At 73.7% G+C, this 16,102-nt stretch carries 17 protein-coding genes; 9 read left to right on the forward strand and 8 right to left on the reverse strand.

Going from position 1 to position 16,102, the window contains the following annotated elements:
• Positions 1-207: 207 nt before the first annotated feature.
• The 3 genes from AB0E88_RS30355 (at position 208) to AB0E88_RS30365 (ending at position 2,584) form a co-directional block, all read left to right on the forward strand.
• Complete coding sequence (locus AB0E88_RS30355) at positions 208-348, forward strand: SCO1431 family membrane protein (protein WP_361637275.1); 141 nt, start codon at positions 208-210, stop codon at positions 346-348.
• A 109-nt stretch (positions 349-457) separates the two neighbouring features.
• Complete coding sequence (locus AB0E88_RS30360; protein WP_361637277.1) at positions 458-1,120, forward strand: TetR/AcrR family transcriptional regulator; 663 nt, start codon at positions 458-460, stop codon at positions 1,118-1,120.
• Positions 1,121-1,411: 291 nt separating this feature from the next.
• Positions 1,412-2,584: an acyl-CoA dehydrogenase family protein gene (locus AB0E88_RS30365; protein ID WP_361637279.1), complete on the forward strand. Its 1,173-nt coding sequence runs from the start codon at positions 1,412-1,414 to the stop codon at positions 2,582-2,584.
• Between the two features lie 723 nt (positions 2,585-3,307).
• Here the strand turns inward: AB0E88_RS30365 and AB0E88_RS30370 are convergent.
• The gene (locus AB0E88_RS30370; protein ID WP_361637282.1) at positions 3,308-3,556 is read right to left on the reverse strand and encodes a hypothetical protein; all 249 of its coding nucleotides are present in this window, start codon (positions 3,554-3,556) and stop codon (positions 3,308-3,310) included.
• A gap of 259 nt (positions 3,557-3,815) precedes the next feature.
• Positions 3,816-4,253, reverse strand: a complete 438-nt coding sequence (locus AB0E88_RS30375) for a hypothetical protein (RefSeq protein WP_361637285.1) — start codon at positions 4,251-4,253, stop codon at positions 3,816-3,818.
• 269 nt (positions 4,254-4,522) lie between these two features.
• Here AB0E88_RS30375 and AB0E88_RS30380 point away from each other — a divergent pair, with 269 nt between their 5' ends.
• The 4 genes from AB0E88_RS30380 (at position 4,523) to fxsA (ending at position 8,670) form a co-directional block, all read left to right on the forward strand.
• Positions 4,523-4,963: an Lrp/AsnC family transcriptional regulator gene (locus AB0E88_RS30380; protein ID WP_006136660.1), complete on the forward strand. Its 441-nt coding sequence runs from the start codon at positions 4,523-4,525 to the stop codon at positions 4,961-4,963.
• 48 nt (positions 4,964-5,011) lie between these two features.
• Positions 5,012-6,613 carry an amidohydrolase gene (locus AB0E88_RS30385; protein WP_361637287.1) on the forward strand — a complete coding sequence of 534 codons (1,602 nt, stop codon included), beginning with the start codon at positions 5,012-5,014 and terminating at the stop codon, positions 6,611-6,613.
• A 532-nt stretch (positions 6,614-7,145) separates the two neighbouring features.
• Positions 7,146-8,057 carry a polyprenol monophosphomannose synthase gene (locus AB0E88_RS30390; RefSeq protein ID WP_361637290.1) on the forward strand — a complete coding sequence of 304 codons (912 nt, stop codon included), beginning with the start codon at positions 7,146-7,148 and terminating at the stop codon, positions 8,055-8,057.
• A 46-nt stretch (positions 8,058-8,103) separates the two neighbouring features.
• Positions 8,104-8,670, forward strand: coding sequence for an FxsA family membrane protein (gene fxsA / locus AB0E88_RS30395; RefSeq protein ID WP_361637293.1), 567 nt, complete (start codon positions 8,104-8,106; stop codon positions 8,668-8,670).
• A 131-nt stretch (positions 8,671-8,801) separates the two neighbouring features.
• Here the strand turns inward: fxsA and AB0E88_RS30400 are convergent, their stop codons facing one another.
• The 4 genes from AB0E88_RS30400 to AB0E88_RS30415 form a co-directional block, all read right to left on the reverse strand.
• Complete coding sequence (locus AB0E88_RS30400) at positions 8,802-9,176, reverse strand: RNA polymerase-binding protein RbpA (protein WP_010357981.1); 375 nt, start codon at positions 9,174-9,176, stop codon at positions 8,802-8,804.
• A gap of 278 nt (positions 9,177-9,454) precedes the next feature.
• Positions 9,455-10,801: an MFS transporter gene (locus AB0E88_RS30405; protein ID WP_361637296.1), complete on the reverse strand. Its 1,347-nt coding sequence runs from the start codon at positions 10,799-10,801 to the stop codon at positions 9,455-9,457.
• Between the two features lie 58 nt (positions 10,802-10,859).
• Positions 10,860-11,627: a glycerophosphodiester phosphodiesterase gene (locus AB0E88_RS30410; RefSeq protein ID WP_361637299.1), complete on the reverse strand. Its 768-nt coding sequence runs from the start codon at positions 11,625-11,627 to the stop codon at positions 10,860-10,862.
• Entirely contained in the window at positions 11,624-12,316 is a 693-nt protein-coding gene (locus AB0E88_RS30415) for a hypothetical protein (RefSeq protein ID WP_361637302.1), read from the reverse strand. Before AB0E88_RS30415 ends, AB0E88_RS30410 begins: the two co-directional genes overlap by 4 nt.
• Positions 12,317-12,380: 64 nt before the next feature.
• Between AB0E88_RS30415 and AB0E88_RS30420 the strand changes: the two genes are divergently transcribed.
• Positions 12,381-13,889: a PLP-dependent aminotransferase family protein gene (locus AB0E88_RS30420; RefSeq protein ID WP_361637305.1), complete on the forward strand. Its 1,509-nt coding sequence runs from the start codon at positions 12,381-12,383 to the stop codon at positions 13,887-13,889.
• Between the two features lie 80 nt (positions 13,890-13,969).
• Positions 13,970-14,164: a hypothetical protein gene (locus tag AB0E88_RS30425; protein ID WP_361637308.1), complete on the forward strand. Its 195-nt coding sequence runs from the start codon at positions 13,970-13,972 to the stop codon at positions 14,162-14,164.
• Positions 14,165-14,251: 87 nt separating this feature from the next.
• Here AB0E88_RS30425 and AB0E88_RS30430 read toward each other — a convergent pair whose 3' ends face one another.
• Positions 14,252-15,847 (reverse strand): ABC transporter ATP-binding protein, encoded by a 1,596-nt coding sequence (locus tag AB0E88_RS30430; protein ID WP_361637311.1) that lies wholly within the window; start codon positions 15,845-15,847, stop codon positions 14,252-14,254.
• Between the two features lie 40 nt (positions 15,848-15,887).
• Positions 15,888-16,082: a hypothetical protein gene (locus tag AB0E88_RS30435; protein ID WP_123759446.1), complete on the reverse strand. Its 195-nt coding sequence runs from the start codon at positions 16,080-16,082 to the stop codon at positions 15,888-15,890.
• Positions 16,083-16,102 lie beyond the last annotated feature (20 nt).

Genomic DNA, 16,102 nt, shown 5'->3' on the forward strand with positions numbered 1-16,102 from the left:
CGCCCCCCGCGCGGGGGGGGGCGGGGGCGCGCTCCGCCCCCGCCCGGCGGCCCCGGGGCGGCGCCGGCCGCCCGCGGGGAGCCGCCGGGCGGCCGTCTCCCGGCGGGGGCTGTGACCAACCTCTCCGCCACAACAGGCGCCGCGGGTGGCATGGTGGACGATCGGCGGGGGACTGCCCCGCACGGACGACCACAGTGAGACGACGCCATGACCGCACACACGGCCACCGCCCTCCGCGCACGCACCGGCGGCCCCCGCGACGACGGCCCGACGATCCTGGAGCACGCGATGGGCTGGGTGCTCGTCGTGGTGCTCGCGATGCTCGTCACCCAGCTCGGACTGCTCTGAACAGCCTTTCGCGCGCGGGGTTCTCGCGGCTCGGACAGCTGTGATCTGAGGCATACCCGACCTGCCATACTGCGGCATGTCCGCCGCCCGCAGGAACCCAGGGTCGACCTTGAACCTCAGTCACCAGCCCGCTGCCGTCGCCGTCGCGGGACCCCGCGGCACGGAGCGCTCGCTGGCGCGTCGCGCCGAACTGATCGCCATCGGGCGCCGGCTGTTCGCCGACACCTCCTACGACGCCCTGTCGATGGACGACATCGCCCGCCAGGCCCATGTCGCCAAGGGGCTGATCTACTACTACTTCCGGTCCAAGCGCGGCTACTACCTGGCCATCGTCCAGGACGCGGTCGCCGACCTGGTCGCCTTCGCCGCGAGCGGCGCGGACCTGCCCGCCGTGGACCGTGTGCACCGCACCATCGACGGCTACCTGCGCTACGCCGAGCAGAACCAGGCCGCCTACCGCACCATCGTCAGCGGCGGCGTCGGCTTCGACACCGAGGTGCACGCCATACGTGACTCGGTGCGCGAGGCGATCATCCTCACCATCGCCGAGGGCGCCTACGGCCGCACCGACCTGACCCCGCCCGCCCGCATGGGCCTGCTGTCCTGGGTGTGCGGGGTCGAGGGCGCCACACTCGACTGGGTCGACCGCCCCGAGCTGTCCCGGGACACGATGCGCGAGCTGCTGGTGAAGACGCTGGGCGGCGTCCTGCGCGCCGTCGAGGAGATCGAGCCGGCCTGCCCGGCCCCCGCGCCCGCCCGCCGCGAGGGCTGACGCCGGCGCGGATCCGCGCGGATCCGGCCCCGATCCCCGGCCCCGCGCAAGGCGGATCCGGCCCCGATCCCCGGCCCGGCGGAAGGGTCCGGGACTTTTCTTGAAGTAAGCGGTCGTTAACTGGTGACGCGACCCCTCGGATCGGGCATACTCACAGCGCACAGCCGCTGGTCAGCAGTGTTCCGAGACCCGGAAACGCCCGCCCCGACCGGCACCAGGAAGACCCGGCGGAGCCGCCCCCACCCCGGGCGCACGTCCGCCGACGTGCCCGACAGGGAGGAGAGCGTCGCCATGCCCGACCGCGCCCCGCAGCCGGTGGACCGTCTGCTGCCCACGGAGGAGTCCCGGGATTTGATCTCGCTCGTCCGTGACATAGCGCAGCGCGAGATCGCCCCGAAGGCGGCCGAGGAGGAGGACGCCGGACGCTTCCCCCGCGAGGTCTTCTCCCTGCTCTCCGACTCCGGCCTGCTCGGCCTGCCCTACGACTCCGAGTACGGCGGCGGCGACCAGCCGTACGAGGTCTACCTCCAGGTGCTGGAGGAGCTGGCCACGGCCCGCCTCACCGTCGGCCTCGGCGTCAGCGTGCACACCCTCGCCTGCCACGCCCTCGCGGCCTTCGGCAGCAAGCAGCAGCAGGTCGAGCACCTGCCCGCGATGCTCGGCGGCGGACTGCTCGGCGCCTACTGCCTGTCCGAGCCGGCCTCCGGCTCCGACGCGGCCTCCCTGCGCACCAAGGCCGTCCGTGACGGCGACGGCTGGGTGATCACCGGCACCAAGGCCTGGATCACGCACGGCGGGGTCGCCGACTTCTACACCGTCATGGCCCGCACCGGCGAGGACGGCCCGCGGGGGATCACGGCCTTCCTGGTGCCGGGTGACGCGGAGGGGCTGAGCGCCGCGGCGCCCGAGAAGAAGATGGGCATGAAGGGCTCGCCCACCGCCCAGGTCCACTTCGACGGCGTCCGCGTCGGCGACGACCGGCGCATCGGAGAGGAGGGCCAGGGCTTCACCATCGCCCTGGCCGCCCTGGACTCCGGTCGGCTCGGCATCGCGGCCTGCGCCATCGGCGTGGCCCAGGCGGCGCTCGACGAGGCGGTGACGTACGCGACCGAGCGGCGGCAGTTCGGCAAGCCGATCGCCGACTTCCAGGGCCTGCGCTTCATGCTGGCCGACATGGCGACCCAGATCGAGGCCGGCCGGGCCCTGTACCTGACGGCGGCCCGGCTGAAGGACGCCGGCCGGCCGTTCGCCAAGCAGGCGGCCATGGCCAAGCTGCACTGCACCGACGCGGCGATGAAGGTCACCACCGACGCCGTCCAGATCCTCGGCGGTTACGGCTACACCGCCGACTTCCCGGCCGAGCGGTTCATGCGCGAGGCCAAGGTGCTGCAGATCGTCGAGGGCACGAACCAGATCCAGCGCATGGTCATCGCCCGCCACCTCGCGGGCCCCGAGACCCGCTGAGCGACGGTTCGACGGGGGCGGCTCGGCACGGTTCGCCAGGGCCGGGCCGAGTGGCCCGTGGGGGCGGCCCGCTGGGGCCGGGCGGGGGCCGCGCGGCCTGCCGGGGCGGCGCGCCGGGGCCGGGTGCGGGCCGCGTGGCCTGCGAGGACCGGCTACGGGTTGGGTGCGGCGCGGGGTCTGCCAAACCTGCCAGGCCCGGTACGGGTCGGTGCGGCGCGTGGCCTGGCGCATCCTGAGCCGGATGTGAGCCGCGTGGCCTGCCGGGGTCCTGAGCAGTGGGGGCCGTGTGGCCGGTCAGGCCGGTTCCGCGTTCAGTGAGGGCCGCGCGGCCAGCCAGGCAGGTTCCGCGTTCGGAGGGCCGCGCGGCCTGCCGGGTCCCTTTCGGTGCGGGCCGAGGCCTGCGGGTCCGGCGCGGGCCGAGGCCTGCGGGTCCGGCTTCGGGTTCGGTACGGCCAGGGGCTTGCGAGCCGGCTGCGGGTTCGCTGCGGCCAGGCGGCCTGCCGGACCCGTTTCGGAGACGACCACGTGGCCGGACGGACCCGGCTCGGAGACGGCCGCGTGCCTGTCGCTCCGGCTCCAACGGGTCGGGCCGGCCCGCAGGTTCGGTGCGCACCCCGGCCCGCTGGGCCCCCTGGTTCGACGGGAGCGCGAGCCCCCGGCGCCCCGGCGGGGCGAGGTCTCGAGTCCGGCTCGATCCCCGCTCCACCGGCGCCCGTTGCTCGCTCAGCCCGGGTCGCCCAGGCCGCCGCGGAAGCCGCCGAACTGGCCCGGTCGGACCGGTGGGGCCGCCAGCCGGGCCCACTCCGGGTCGTGGCGGCCCGGCAGGGTACGGCCGCCCTCCGCCCACACCCGCAGCACCGCGCGGTAGATGGGCGGGTCCGGATGCTGCGGCGGCGCAAGAGGAACCGATTCTGCGGGCGGCGGCACGAAGAGGCGCCGCTCATGTCCGGTCGTCGCATACGTGCGGGTCATACCCGGGCAACGCGGCGGCGGTCCGCGAGGTCACCGGCCCGCGGAATCGGGCGTGCGTTCGCGCGCGGACGCCGCCGCTCCGGGGCCGCCCGGAATTACCTGAAGGACCGTCAATGTGCGGTCAAAGTAAGCAGGTTGACCGGCCAGTCACCGCCTGCCACGAGAACCGCCGGACGAGCATCCGGAACCTCACGGCACCGCACACCGACCCGCGCCACGGCGTCCTGACGGCCGTGGCGCAAGTCGGTCAGGCGTGAAGTCAGGCGGCGCGCCGCATCGTCGGCACCCGCATCGGGCGCGAGCCCGGGCCGCCGACGTGCGAGAAGGGCTGCGTCCGCCAGTCGAGGCCCTGAGGGAGCGTCAACAGCAGGGCCGTGTCCTGCTCCTGGGGCGCGAACGACTCGTCCGCGGGCCGGGCGTCGGACGCGCTGCGGCCCGTACCGGCACACACCGTGAGCCCGAACGGGTTCCACGGCGAGGCGCACAGCGCGTGCTCCGGCAGGATCTCCTCGTCCGCCAGCAGGGCGATCGGCTGCGCGCAGTCCGGGCAGATCACCCGGTACATCTCGAAAGTGTCGTAGGCGTCGAACTCGTCACCGTCGTCGAAGGCGTCGGGTTCGACGCCCTCCGGCTCGGGCTCGACGACGAGCTGCTGCCGCTTGGGCACGGAGCGACCAGGGCGCTTAAGACTCTGCATGGGATTCTCCCCCTCGGGCTGGGCCGTGAAGGCGCTGCGGCCTCGACCACAGCAAGCACTTCCCGCCCGTCCTCGGGGGTAATCACGAGACCATCACGGAGACCGTTCGAAGGCTGTGGCGTTCGTCACATGCCCCGGGTGTGTGACCGGAAGCGGACCGCGCGCCGCCCGGATGGCGCACGGAGGGCCGGCCGCCAGGTCACGAACCGGGTATGACCTGGGCTTGGGAGGTATCCGAGGAGATCACCCGCCCTGTAGGTTTCTGCGTCATGGAGGAGCTGGACCGTCAGATCGTGCAGCTGCTCGTCAAGGACGGGCGGATGAGCTACACGGACCTGGGCAAGGCCACGGGCCTGTCCACGTCAGCCGTGCACCAGCGGGTGCGCCGGCTCGAGCAGCGTGGCGTCATCCGCGGCTACGCGGCCGTCGTCGACCCGGAGGCCGTCGGGCTGCCGATGACCGCGTTCATCTCGGTCAAACCGTTCGACCCCAGCGCGCCCGACGACATCGCCGACCGGCTCGCCGGCGTCCCCGAGATCGAGGCCTGCCACAGCGTCGCCGGTGACGAGAACTACATCCTCAAGGTGCGCGTGGCGACCCCGCACGAGCTGGAGGAGCTGCTCGCCCGGGTCCGCTCGCTGGCCGGCGTGTCCACCCGCACCACGGTGGTGCTGTCCACGCCGTACGAGGCGCGGCCGCCGCGTATCTGACCCCACCTGGGTGCGGAACGGTCCGGGCCAGGCGGGAGACTGTTCTCCATGAGTGAGCGCACCCCCGAGCCGCAGACCGTCCTGCTCCGCCGTGGCGAGGTCCACAGCCCCGCCGACCCCTTCGCCACCGCCATGGTCGTCGAACGCGGCCAGGTCGCCTGGGTGGGCTCCGAGGGCGCGGCCGACGCCTTCGCCGACGGTGTCGACGAGGTGATCGACCTCGACGGTGCCCTGGTCACCCCCGCGTTCAGCGACGCGCACGTGCACACCACCGCCACCGGCCTGGCCCTCACCGGCCTCGACCTGTCCGGCGCGCCCTCGCTGGGGGCCGCACTGGCCGCCGTGCGGGAGTTCGCCGCCGCCCGGCCGCACGACCGGGTGCTGCTCGGGCACGGCTGGGACGCCGCCCGCTGGGCCGACGGCCGCCCGCCCACGCGCGCGGAGTTGGACGAGGCGACGGGCGGGCGGCCGCTGTACCTGTCGCGCATCGACGTCCACTCCGCGGTCGTCACCACCGCCCTGCTGGAGCTCACCCCCGGCCTCGGCGTCCTGGACGGGCCGCTGACCGGCGACGCCCACCACGCCGTGCGTGCCACCGCCCTCGGCGCGATCACGCCAGGGCAGCGTGCCGAGGCCCAGCGCGCGGCCCTGACGCGTGCCGCGTCCCTCGGCATCGGTTCCGTCCACGAGTGCGGCGGTCCTGAGATCTCCTCCGAGGACGACTTCACCGGTCTGCTCCGGCTGGCGGCCGAGGAGCCGGGGCCGCGGGTCGTGGGCTACTGGGCCGAGGCGGACGTCGCCAAGGCGCGGGAGCTGGGCGCGCTCGGCGCCGCCGGGGACCTCTTCGTCGACGGCGCCCTCGGCTCGCACACCGCCTGCCTGCACGAGGCGTACGCCGACGCCGCCCACACGGGCACCGCCCACCTCGACGCCGACGCGGTCGCCGCCCATGTCGTCGCCTGCACCGAGGCGGGCCTCCAGGCGGGCTTCCACGCCATCGGCGATGCCGCCGTGACCGCCGTGGTCGAGGGGGTGCGCGCCGCCGCGGAGAAGGTCGGCCTGGCCCGGGTGCGGGCCGCGCGCCACCGCGTCGAACACGCCGAGATGCTCACCCCTGAGTCCGTCGCCGCCTTCGCCGAGCTGGGCCTGACGGCCTCCGTGCAGCCGGCCTTCGACGCGCTGTGGGGCGGTGAGGACGGCATGTACGCCCAGCGGCTGGGTGTGGAGCGGGCACGGACGCTCAACCCCTTCGCGGCCCTGCTGCGCACCGGCGTCCCGCTGGCCTTCGGCTCCGACAGCCCGGTCACCCCGCTGGACCCGTGGGGCACGGTCCGCGCGGCCGCCTTCCACCGCACCCCGGAGCACCGCATCTCCGTCCGCGCCGCCTTCACGGCCCATACGCGCGGCGGCTGGCGGGCGGTCGGACGCGACGACGCGGGCGTCCTGGTGCCGGGCGCCCCCGCCGACTACGCCGTGTGGCGCACCGACGCCCTCGTCGTCCAGGCCCCCGACGACCGGGTCGCCCGCTGGTCCACCGACCCGCGCTCGGGCACCCCCGGCCTGCCCGACCTCACCCCCGGCCACGACCTGCCCGTCTGCCTGCGGACGGTGGTCGGCGGCCGCACGGTGTACGTACGGCCGGGCGAGTGATCTACGGCGGCCGGGCGGCGGACCGGTGCCGACCGCCCCGCCGCCGCCGTCGCCGGGCTGACCTGCGCGTTGACGGCGTCACCGCAGGTCGAACGGCTGTTGACAGGCGGCGCCCCGGGGCCGATAGGTTCGGCGGAGTCCACCACCGGACGCCCGGTGCGGGAAACGTCCACGCGTCGCAGCGCCGCTGGGTCAGGGTCGGTGCCCCCGGATCGGGGCACCGCCACTGGGAGCCAGGCTCAGCGCAGCGCAGGCGAGGGAACGTTTTGGCCGCGCCGGGGAGGTGTGACCCGGGTGGGGCCCGGGCGCTCAGTAGACAACGGCTTTCGGTCGATCCGCAGCCAGCGGGTCCCAGGTCGGCCCGAAGGGCGCCGGGCCCCCATCCGCCGCACGCGCGCGTGCGAAGGGTCCCAAAACCGTCACTCCTACCCCGAGTTTCCCCTTTGGACACCACCATACGAACGTCCTGTCACGTCATCGCAGGCCGCGGCCACTATGGTGGTCCTCTGCGTACGGACATGAAGGGGCAGCAGTGAACGACGGCGACGGGACTTTCGAGGCGAAGGCCCAAGGGAGGAAGTTCGGTCCGCTCGGCACGGCCTTGGTGATCATTCCGACCTACAACGAGGCGGAGAACATCAAGAGCATCGTCGGCCGGGTGCGGCAGGCGGTTCCCGAGGCGCACGTTCTCGTGGCCGACGACAACAGCCCGGACGGCACCGGCAAGCTGGCGGACGAGCTGACCGTCGAGGACGAGCACGTGCACGTGCTGCACCGCAAGGGCAAGGAGGGCCTCGGCGCCGCCTACCTGGCGGGCTTCCGCTGGGGGCTGGAGCACGGCTACGGCGTGCTGGTCGAGATGGACGCCGACGGCTCCCACCAGCCCGAGGAGCTGCCCCGCCTGCTCACCGCCCTCAAGAGCGCCGACCTGGTCCTCGGCTCGCGCTGGGTGCCCGGGGGCCGCGTGGTCAACTGGCCGAAGTCGCGTGAGGTCATCTCCCGCGGCGGCAGCCTCTACTCGCGGCTGGCGCTCGACCTTCCGCTGCGGGACATCACCGGCGGGTACCGGGCCTTCCGCCGGGAGACCCTGGAGGGCCTGGGGCTGGACGAGGTGGCCTCCCAGGGCTACTGCTTCCAGGTCGACCTGGCGCGCCGCGCGGTCAAGGCCGGCTACCACGTCGTCGAGGTGCCCATCACCTTCGTCGAGCGGGAACTGGGCGACTCCAAGATGAGCCGCGACATCCTCGTCGAGGCGCTGTGGCGGGTCACGGCGTGGGGCGTCGGGGAGCGCGTCGGGAAGCTCACGGGGAAGGCCAAGCCGGCCAGGCCGTCGGCGGGCGAGCCGCACAAGCCGTCGGCGGCTGCGCCGGGGGAGCGGACGCCGGGGGCGCAGGCGGCGGACGAGCCGACGAAGGGTGAGCCGCCTGCGGGCGGGAACGCCTGATCAGGCTCTTATCCGGAGCTGAGCCGGGGCCAGGCACACTGGAGACATGACGACTGGCGCTCCGACCTCTTCCTCCTCCCGCCTCTCCGGCCGGACCCGCCGCTCGCGGCTGCGCACCGCCCTGCCGCTGGGGATCGCGGCATGGCTGGTGCTGGAGATCTGGCTGCTGACCGTCGTCGCCGGCGCGTCGAACGGGTTCGTGGTCTTCCTGCTGCTACTCGCCGGCGTCGTGGCCGGTGCCGCGGTGGTCAAGCGGGCGGGCCGGCGGGCCTTCCAGAACCTCAACGAGGCGCTGCAGCGGGGCGGCTCCCCGGCGCAGCGCGGCGGCAACGGCTTCCTCATGCTGGCCGGCCTGCTGCTGATGATCCCGGGGCTGCTCTCGGACGCGGTGGGCCTGCTCCTGCTCCTCCCGCCGGTCCAGAAGGCCGTAGGGCGCTACACCGAGCGCACCGTGGACCGCACCCTGCGCGCGGCGGGCGCGGGCGGCTTCGGTGACGTCCTCCAGCAGGCCCGCATCCACCGCCCGGACGGCAAGGTCGTCCAGGGCGAGGTCATCCAGCACGACGAGCCGGGCGACACCCCGCAGGAGGGCCGCCCGCCGCTGACCCGCTGAGCCCCGAGGGGGCATGGGCTCCGGCGGACCCCAGCACGACAGATACGACAGACCGCGGGCGCCGTACGTCGAAACGTACGGCGCCCGCGGTCAGTAACGCGCGCTGTGAACCGGTCCGAGCCCCGCAGGGACTACGCGGACTTGCGGCTGTCCCGGGGATGAACCGCGAGGTTCATCGCACCGGAGCGCAGAACGGCGAGCCGCTCCTCGAGGACCTCTTCGAGTTCCTCTCGGGTCCGCCGCTCCATCAGCATGTCCCAATGCGTACGCGCGGGCTTGGCCTTCTTCTCCTCAGGGCCGTCGCCATCCACGAGGAGTGCCTGGGCTCCACAGACCTTGCACTCCCACTCCGGCGGGATCTCCGCCTCGACCGAGAAGGGCATCTCGAATCGATGCCCCTTCTCGCATGCGTACTCCACGGCCTGGCGCGGGGCCAGGTCGATGCCGCGGTCCGTCTCGTAGCTGGTCACCACGAGGCGCGTGCCGCGAAGAGCTCGCTCACTCATGAATCGTGCCTCCCGGGCTTGTCGCCCACAGGACAGGTGTCGCTGTCGTCGTCATCCGGTCAACGTCCGGTCGGCGGTAAAGATTCCCGTCCCGATGTCCCGTTCCGGGTCATGCGTCGCCGTCGTGCCGCAGCCTTGTCAACCAGTGCAGTACCCACCGACGCCCGGTTTGTCACGTCTGATCGGAGATGTCACCTAGCGCCTCGTCGCCTTTGACGCGCAGTAACGGTACGCCTGGCAGGCCAAACGCGTACACTACCGCCCTTTCACCCCGAGTGCTAAATCTTCTCGGGAACGGGATTGCCCGCGTCGCCGATCGCGCGCCGCACCGGCACGCGCGCGAGGAGCACGAAACCGATCGCGAAGAACGCCACCAGCGAGAGGATCGCGGACCGGTAGCTGCCGGTCAGCTGGTAGGTGACGCCGAACAGCAGCGGGCCCAGCCAGCTCATCCCGCGGTCGCTCAGCTCGTACGCCGAGAAGTACTCGGCCTCCTTGCCGGGCGGCACCAGGTGGGAGAACAGGGAGCGGGAGAGCGCCTGGCTGCCGCCGAGGACCAGACCGATCCCGGCCGCCAGCACGAAGAAGAACACCGGCGCCTTCGCGGGCAGGAAGTAGCCCGCGCCGAGGGTGACCGTCCAGGCGATCAGCGAACCGAGGATGGTCCGCTTCGCGCCGTAGAACCGGGCCAGCCGGCCCATCGCCAGTGCGCCCGCCACCGCGAGCACCTGGACCAGGAGCACCGCCGTGATCAGTGTCGACTGGCCGAGGCCCAGTTCCTCCGAGCCGTACACCGACGCCTGGGAGATCACCGTCTGGATGCCGTCGTTGTAGACGAGGTAGGCGAGCAGGAAGGCCACGGTGAGCGGGTGGCGGCGCATGTCGCGGACCGTCGCCGCGAGCTGCCGCATTCCCGGCAGGGCGGCCTCGCGCCGCGCGGAACGGCGGTCGCGCAGCCGTGCGAGCGGGACCAGCGTGAAGGCGCCCCACCACAGCCCGGCCGAGGCCAGGCAGATCCGCACGGCCATGGTCTGCGAGACGCCGAAGCTGTCGTGGGCGGAGTAGAGGACCAGGTTGCCGATCAGCACCAGCGAGCCGGCCGCGTACCCGAAGGCCCAGCCCCGGGAGGAGACCGCGTCGCGTTCCTCGGGCCCGGCGATCTGCGGCAGGTAGGAGTTGTACAGCATCATCCCGACGGACTGGGCCGCGTTCGCCACCACCAGGAGCACGCCGCCGAGCAGATAGCGGTCGCCGGAGAGGAAGAACATCCCCGTCGTCGCCGCCGCTCCCACGTACGCGGCCGCCGCCAGCAGCGGCTTCTTGCGGCCGGTGCGGTCGGCGGCCGCCCCCACCAGCGGCATCACCAGCACCGCCACGATCACCGAGAGGGACACCGCGTAGGCGAAGAAGGAGCCGGCCCGCACCGGGACGCCCAGCGGATGCACGTACCCGTCCGCGTCGGCGGCCGACTTCGCGACCGACGTCAGATACGGGCCCAGGAACACGGTGAGCACGCTCGTCGAGTAGACGGAGCACGCCCAGTCGTAGAAGTACCAGCCGCGCTGTTCGCGCCCGCGGTCCGCGGCGTCGTCCGCCCCCGCCCTGCGCACGGTGTCGATGTCCACCCGTGCCCTCGCTTCCCCGCCGAAGGTAGAGCGCGCCGCCCGGGCGGGCGCCGGTCGGTCAGACCCAGACGCCGCGTTCCTCCATGACCTTGCGCAGTGTGTCGATGTGATCGGTCATGATGCCATCGACTCCCAGGTCCAGGAGCCGGTGCATGCGCTCGGGTTCGTTGACCGTCCACACGTGCACCTGCAGCCCGTGGGCGTGGGCGAAGCGGATGAAGCGCCGGTCCACCACCTGGATGCCCGACTGCACCTCCGGCACCTGCGCGGCCACCGCCGAGCGGCGCAGCGCGGCGGGCACGCCCCAGGAGCGCAGCCGCAGGTTGAGCACGCCCCGGGTGCCGTAGGAGGTGGCGAGCTTCGGGCCCGCCAGGCGCTGGGCACGCACCACGCGGGCCTCGGAGAACGATCCCAGGCAGATCCGGTCCCAGGCGTTCGTCCGGGCGATCAGGTTCAGGAAGGGGTGCAGCGCCGCCTCGGCCTTCACGTCCACGTTCCAGCGCACCCCGGGAAAGGCTTCGAGCAGCTCGTCGAAGAGGGGCACCGGCTCCGTGCCCTGCACGCGCGCGTGCCGCACCTGGGTCCACGGCAGGTCGGCGATCCGGCCGGCGCCGTCCGTCACCCGGTCCAGTGTGGCGTCGTGGAAGGCGACGAGCCGTCCGTCCTTGGTGGCGTGCACATCCGTCTCGATGTACCGGTAACCGGCCTCCACCGCCCGCCGGAACTGCGCCAGGGTGTTCTCCAGGCCGTCGGCGGCGCCTCCGCGGTGAGCGAAGGCCAGCGGGCCCGGATGGTCGAGATACGGGTGGCGTATGGACGTCGTCACGGACGCAGTATCGCCCGAGTGGGTGACCCCGTGGCAACGACCGTGCTGCCCTGCGGTGCCTGCGGAACGGCGAACACCCGCAGGAAGAACTGGGCGAGCGGGCCGATGGACACCGCGTACAGCAGCGTGCCGGCCCCCAGGGTGCCGCCCAGCGCGAACCCGGTGACCACGACCGCCACCTCCACCGCCGTGCGCATCAGCCGGATCGAGCGGCCCGTGCGCCGGTGCAGCCCGGTCATCAGCCCGTCGCGCGGGCCGGGCCCGAAGCGGGCGGCGATGTACAGACCGGTCGCGACGCCGTTCAGGGCGATCGCCGCGGCCAGCAACGGGACGCGGACGGCCAGTGCGTGTGCCGTCGGGACGGCCGCGAGGGTGCCGTCCATGGCGAGACCGATGACGAAGACGTTGGACACGGTGCCCAGGCCCGGGCGCTGACGCAGCGGGATCCACAGCAGCAGCACCGCCGCGCCCACGACGATCGACACCACGCCCATGCTCAGCCCGGTCAGCTCGGCCAGGCCCTGGTGCAGCACGCCCCACGGTTCCAGACCGAGGCCCGCGCGCACGAGGAGCGCCGAACTGGCGCCGTACAGGACCAGCCCGACGTAGAGCTGGATCAGCCGCCGGGGCAGGTGGTGTGGTGGTGTGGACACGAGGGCCCCCTGGGTGGTGGTAGTGGCCTGACACATGACACCCTGTGGCGTGGAAGCACACGCTCTCCATGGCCAATTCGGGGAAGGTGGACTGATCGGGATGGCCCAGTGGACCTCTGCGGTGGGCGCGGCGCAGCTCGCCCGGCTGCTCAAGTCGCAGCAGGACCGCCCGGCGGGCCCCGGCACCCGCCGGCCCCCCGCCTATCGCGCGCTGGCCGACGGCATCCGCCTGCTGGTCCTGGAGGGCCGCGTCCCGGTGGCCGCCCGCCTGCCCGCCGAACGTGAGCTGGCCCTCGCCCTGTCCGTCAGCCGTACGACGGTGGCGGCGGCCTACGAGGCGCTGCGCACCGAGGGCTTCCTGGAGTCCCGGCGCGGCGCCGGCAGCTGGACCGCCGTCCCGGCCGGCAACCCACTGCCCGCCCGGGGTCTGGAACCGCTGCCGCCCGAGGCGCTCGGCTCGATGATCGACCTCGGCTGCGCCGCGCTGCCCGCGCCCGAACCGTGGCTGACGCGTGCCGTCCAGGGCGCCCTGGAGGAGCTCGCGCCGTACGCCCACACGCACGGCGACTACCCGGCCGGCCTGCCCGCGCTGCGGGCGATGATCGCCGAGCGCTACACCGCGCGCGGCATCCCGACGATGCCCGAGCAGATCATGGTGACGACCGGCGCGATGGGCGCCATCGACGCCATCTGTCACCTCTTCGGCGGGCGCGGCGAGCGCATCGCCGTGGAGTCCCCGTCGTACGCCAACATCCTGCAGCTGATGCGGGAGGCGGGCGCGCGGCTGGTGCCGGTCGCGATGGCCGAGGGGCTGTCCGGCTGGGACCTGGACCGCTGGCGGCAGGTACTGCGCGATGCCGCGCCCCGCATCGCCTACGTCGTCGCCGACTTCCACAACCCCACCGGCGCGCTCGCCGACGAGGAGCAGCGGCGGCGGCTGGTGGAGGCGGCCCGCTCGGCGGGGACCGTGCTGGTCGCCGACGAGACGATGACCGAGCTGTGGCTCGACGACGACCTCGAGGGCGCCATGCCGCGGCCCGTGTGCGGCTTCGACCCCGCCGGCTCGACCGTCATCACCGTCGGCTCCGCCAGCAAGGCCTTCTGGGCGGGGATGCGCATCGGCTGGGTGCGCGCGGCACCGGATGTGATCCGCTCCCTGGTCGCCGCCCGCGCGTACGCCGACCTGGGCACCCCCGTCCTGGAGCAGCTGGCGGTGAACTGGCTGTTCAGCACCGGCGGCTGGCAGGAGGCCGTGCGGCTGCGGCGCGCCCAGGCCCGGGAGAACCGGGACGCCCTGGTCGCCGCGGTGCGCCGGGAGCTGCCGGACTGGGAGTTCGAGGTGCCCCGGGGCGGGCTCACGCTGTGGGTGCGCGCCGGGGGACTGTCCGGGTCGCGGCTCGCCGAGGCGGGCGAGCGGGTCGGCGTACGGGTCCCGTCGGGGCCGCGCTTCGGCGTCGACGGCGCTTTCGAGGGGTTCGTCCGCCTGCCGTTCACCGTCGGCGGCGCGGTCGCCGAGGAGGCCGCGGCACGGCTCGCGGCGGCGGCGCGACTGGTGGCGAGCGGCGGGGCGGGAGGCGGCGCCGAGGCGCCGCGCACCTTCGTGGCGTGAGCGGGCACCGGTAGCGGTCCGGCTCGGCTCGGGGGTTCGGCGGCCACACAGCTGCTCAGCCAGGCGAGGGTGAGGGCGCCGTGGAGGAGCAGCGCCAGCGCTCAGGCGACCGGCAGCCGGGGCGGGCGTGGGCCGCCCTTGCGGCGCTCCTTCGCTGGCAGGGCACGCGCCGTGTCTTCACCGTCGTGCGCCAGGTCCGCCGCAGGCACCCCGCCGTCCTCGCCTGCCGCGACGCCCTGCGCCAGGCCGTGACGGCCCGCTCCGGGCGCGGATAGGGCGGGACCACGCCCCGGCGCACGCAGGCCGAAGGCGCCGCACGCGTGCGTGGCGTGCGGCGCCTCCGGCGGCGTACGGCCCTGGGGCTACGCCTGTTCCACCACCGCGGCCTCGGTGGTGAGCGGCTCCTCCGGGACGTCCTTGTCCATGGGCACCTTCTCACCGTCCGCGGGGGTCGTACGCGGCGGCAGCAGATCCATCACGGCCTGCCGGTGCGCGTCACTGGTGGCGTCGTCGTACGGGTCGGGGGTCGCCGGCACCTGCAGCCGGTGCACCGGGCCGCTGCCCAGACGGGCATAGCCGCGCCCGGGCGGGACGTGGGCGAGCGGAGTGGTGCACGGCGGCGCGCCCAGGACGGCCTCCAGCTGGGCCGGCGTCGCCGGGCCCAGGGCGACACGCGCGCGTGTGTGCTGCCGTACCGGATCGCTCAGCGTGTCCAGGCTGTCGAACTGCTCCGCGATCACCACGGTGACGTTCGCCGCACGGCCGTGCCGCAGCGGTACCTGGAGCAGGGCCTCCGGGTCCTTGCGGCCGTCGGCGGCGGCCAGCGGCGCGAACGCGGTCGGCCGGTCCAGCAGGACCCACAGCGGACGGCGGGTGTCGTCCGGCGGCGGGTGCCCCTCCTGGCGGGCCCGGTTGGCGGCGATCAGCCGCCGCTCGGTCTCGGTGGCCGCCCACTCCAGGCTGGCCAGCGCCCCGCTCAGCCCGCACTCGACGGCCAGCACGCCGTCCCGGCCGGTCAGGCAGGCGTACTCGCCGGTACCGCCGCCGTCGACGATCAGGACGTCGCCGTAGGGGAGGGCCTGGAGCGCGATCGAGCGGAGCAGGGTCGAGGTTCCGCTGCCGGGCTGGCCCATGACCAGCAGGTGCGGCTCGGTGGAGCGGATCCCGGTGCGCCAGACGACGGGCGGCATGTCGCGCTGCTCGTCGCCGAAGGAGAGCGGGAGAGTGCGCTGCACCTGGAGCGAGTCCGTGAAGCCGAGGACCGTCTCGCCCGGCGTGGTGACGAACCGCTGCGCCGCGATGTCCGCCGGCAGCGGGGCCAGCACGCTCACCGTCAGCTCGTTGCCCTCCTCGTCCCAGGCGAAGTGGTACTCGCGGCCACGGCCCGACTTCGCGGTGAGCAGTTGCTCGACACGCGCGCGTGCCTCGGCCCGGCCGTCCGGGAAGTACGCGGGGTAGCGGATCTGGAGGTGGGTGATCCGGCCCGAGCCGTCGAACTCGTGCGCCGGGAAGGCCTTCTCCCACTCGCCGCCGTGCGCGTACAGCGGCGCCGGGTCCTCGGCGGTGGAGAAGTACGGCACCAGGGCCTCGTACAGGGCCTTGAGCCGTTGCGTCTGCGACTCGTCCGGGCCCTCGGGCTCGGGGGGCGTGCGGTCACGGCCCTGCCAGGCTGCCGCCGCCATCAGCGTGATGACGGCGAGCAGCAGGCCGTACGGCACCAGGGCCACGGCCAGGACCACCGCGGCCACCATGAACAGCAGCTGGCCGCGCTTGTCCTTCGGGGTCTCGGCCCACCTGCGCCGTCCGGCCGAGGCCAGCCGGCGCAGACCGCGGGTGATCGTGATCAGCGGATGGAGGACGTCGGTGGCGCTGTCCGCCGCCGTCCGGGCCAGCTCCCGGCTCCGGGCGATCTGCGCGCTGCCTGTGCTCAGGATGCGGGGGAGGGGGCGCCGGGCCACTGCTGCCTCCTTGTGGTGCGTACGGGCGGGGAGGACGACGTCAGAACCTGATGCCGCCGAGGAGACTGGCCAGGCTCTCGCCGCCGGCCTTGATGCTGGGGGCGATCGCCGTGCTGGCCAGGTAGAAGCCGAACAGCGCCGAGATCAGCGCGTGCGACGCCTTGAGGCCGTCCTTGCGGAAGAAGATGAAGACGACGATGCCGAGCAGGACGACGCCTGAGATGGACAGGATCATTTGAGCTCTCCTGGTGTTCG

This window comes from Streptomyces sp. NPDC028635, from assembly GCF_040637635.1.
In the GTDB taxonomy this organism is placed as follows: Bacteria; Actinomycetota; Actinomycetes; order Streptomycetales; family Streptomycetaceae; genus Streptomyces.

Excerpts from the sequence above, each read along its gene's own strand:
- AB0E88_RS30355 (WP_361637275.1), top strand. The coding sequence starts at position 208 with ATGACCGCACACACGGCCACCGCCCTCCGCGCACGCACCGGCGGCCCC.
- AB0E88_RS30365 (WP_361637279.1), top strand. The coding sequence starts at position 1,412 with ATGCCCGACCGCGCCCCGCAGCCGGTGGACCGTCTGCTGCCCACGGAG.
- AB0E88_RS30370 (WP_361637282.1), bottom strand. The coding sequence starts at position 3,556 with ATGACCCGCACGTATGCGACGACCGGACATGAGCGGCGCCTCTTCGTG.
- AB0E88_RS30375 (WP_361637285.1), bottom strand. The coding sequence starts at position 4,253 with ATGCAGAGTCTTAAGCGCCCTGGTCGCTCCGTGCCCAAGCGGCAGCAG.
- AB0E88_RS30380 (WP_006136660.1), top strand. The coding sequence starts at position 4,523 with ATGGAGGAGCTGGACCGTCAGATCGTGCAGCTGCTCGTCAAGGACGGG.
- AB0E88_RS30385 (WP_361637287.1), top strand. The coding sequence starts at position 5,012 with ATGAGTGAGCGCACCCCCGAGCCGCAGACCGTCCTGCTCCGCCGTGGC.
- fxsA (WP_361637293.1), top strand. The coding sequence starts at position 8,104 with ATGACGACTGGCGCTCCGACCTCTTCCTCCTCCCGCCTCTCCGGCCGG.
- AB0E88_RS30400 (WP_010357981.1), bottom strand. The coding sequence starts at position 9,176 with ATGAGTGAGCGAGCTCTTCGCGGCACGCGCCTCGTGGTGACCAGCTAC.
- AB0E88_RS30415 (WP_361637302.1), bottom strand. The coding sequence starts at position 12,316 with ATGTGTCAGGCCACTACCACCACCCAGGGGGCCCTCGTGTCCACACCA.
- AB0E88_RS30420 (WP_361637305.1), top strand. The coding sequence starts at position 12,381 with ATGGCCCAGTGGACCTCTGCGGTGGGCGCGGCGCAGCTCGCCCGGCTG.
- AB0E88_RS30435 (WP_123759446.1), bottom strand. The coding sequence starts at position 16,082 with ATGATCCTGTCCATCTCAGGCGTCGTCCTGCTCGGCATCGTCGTCTTC.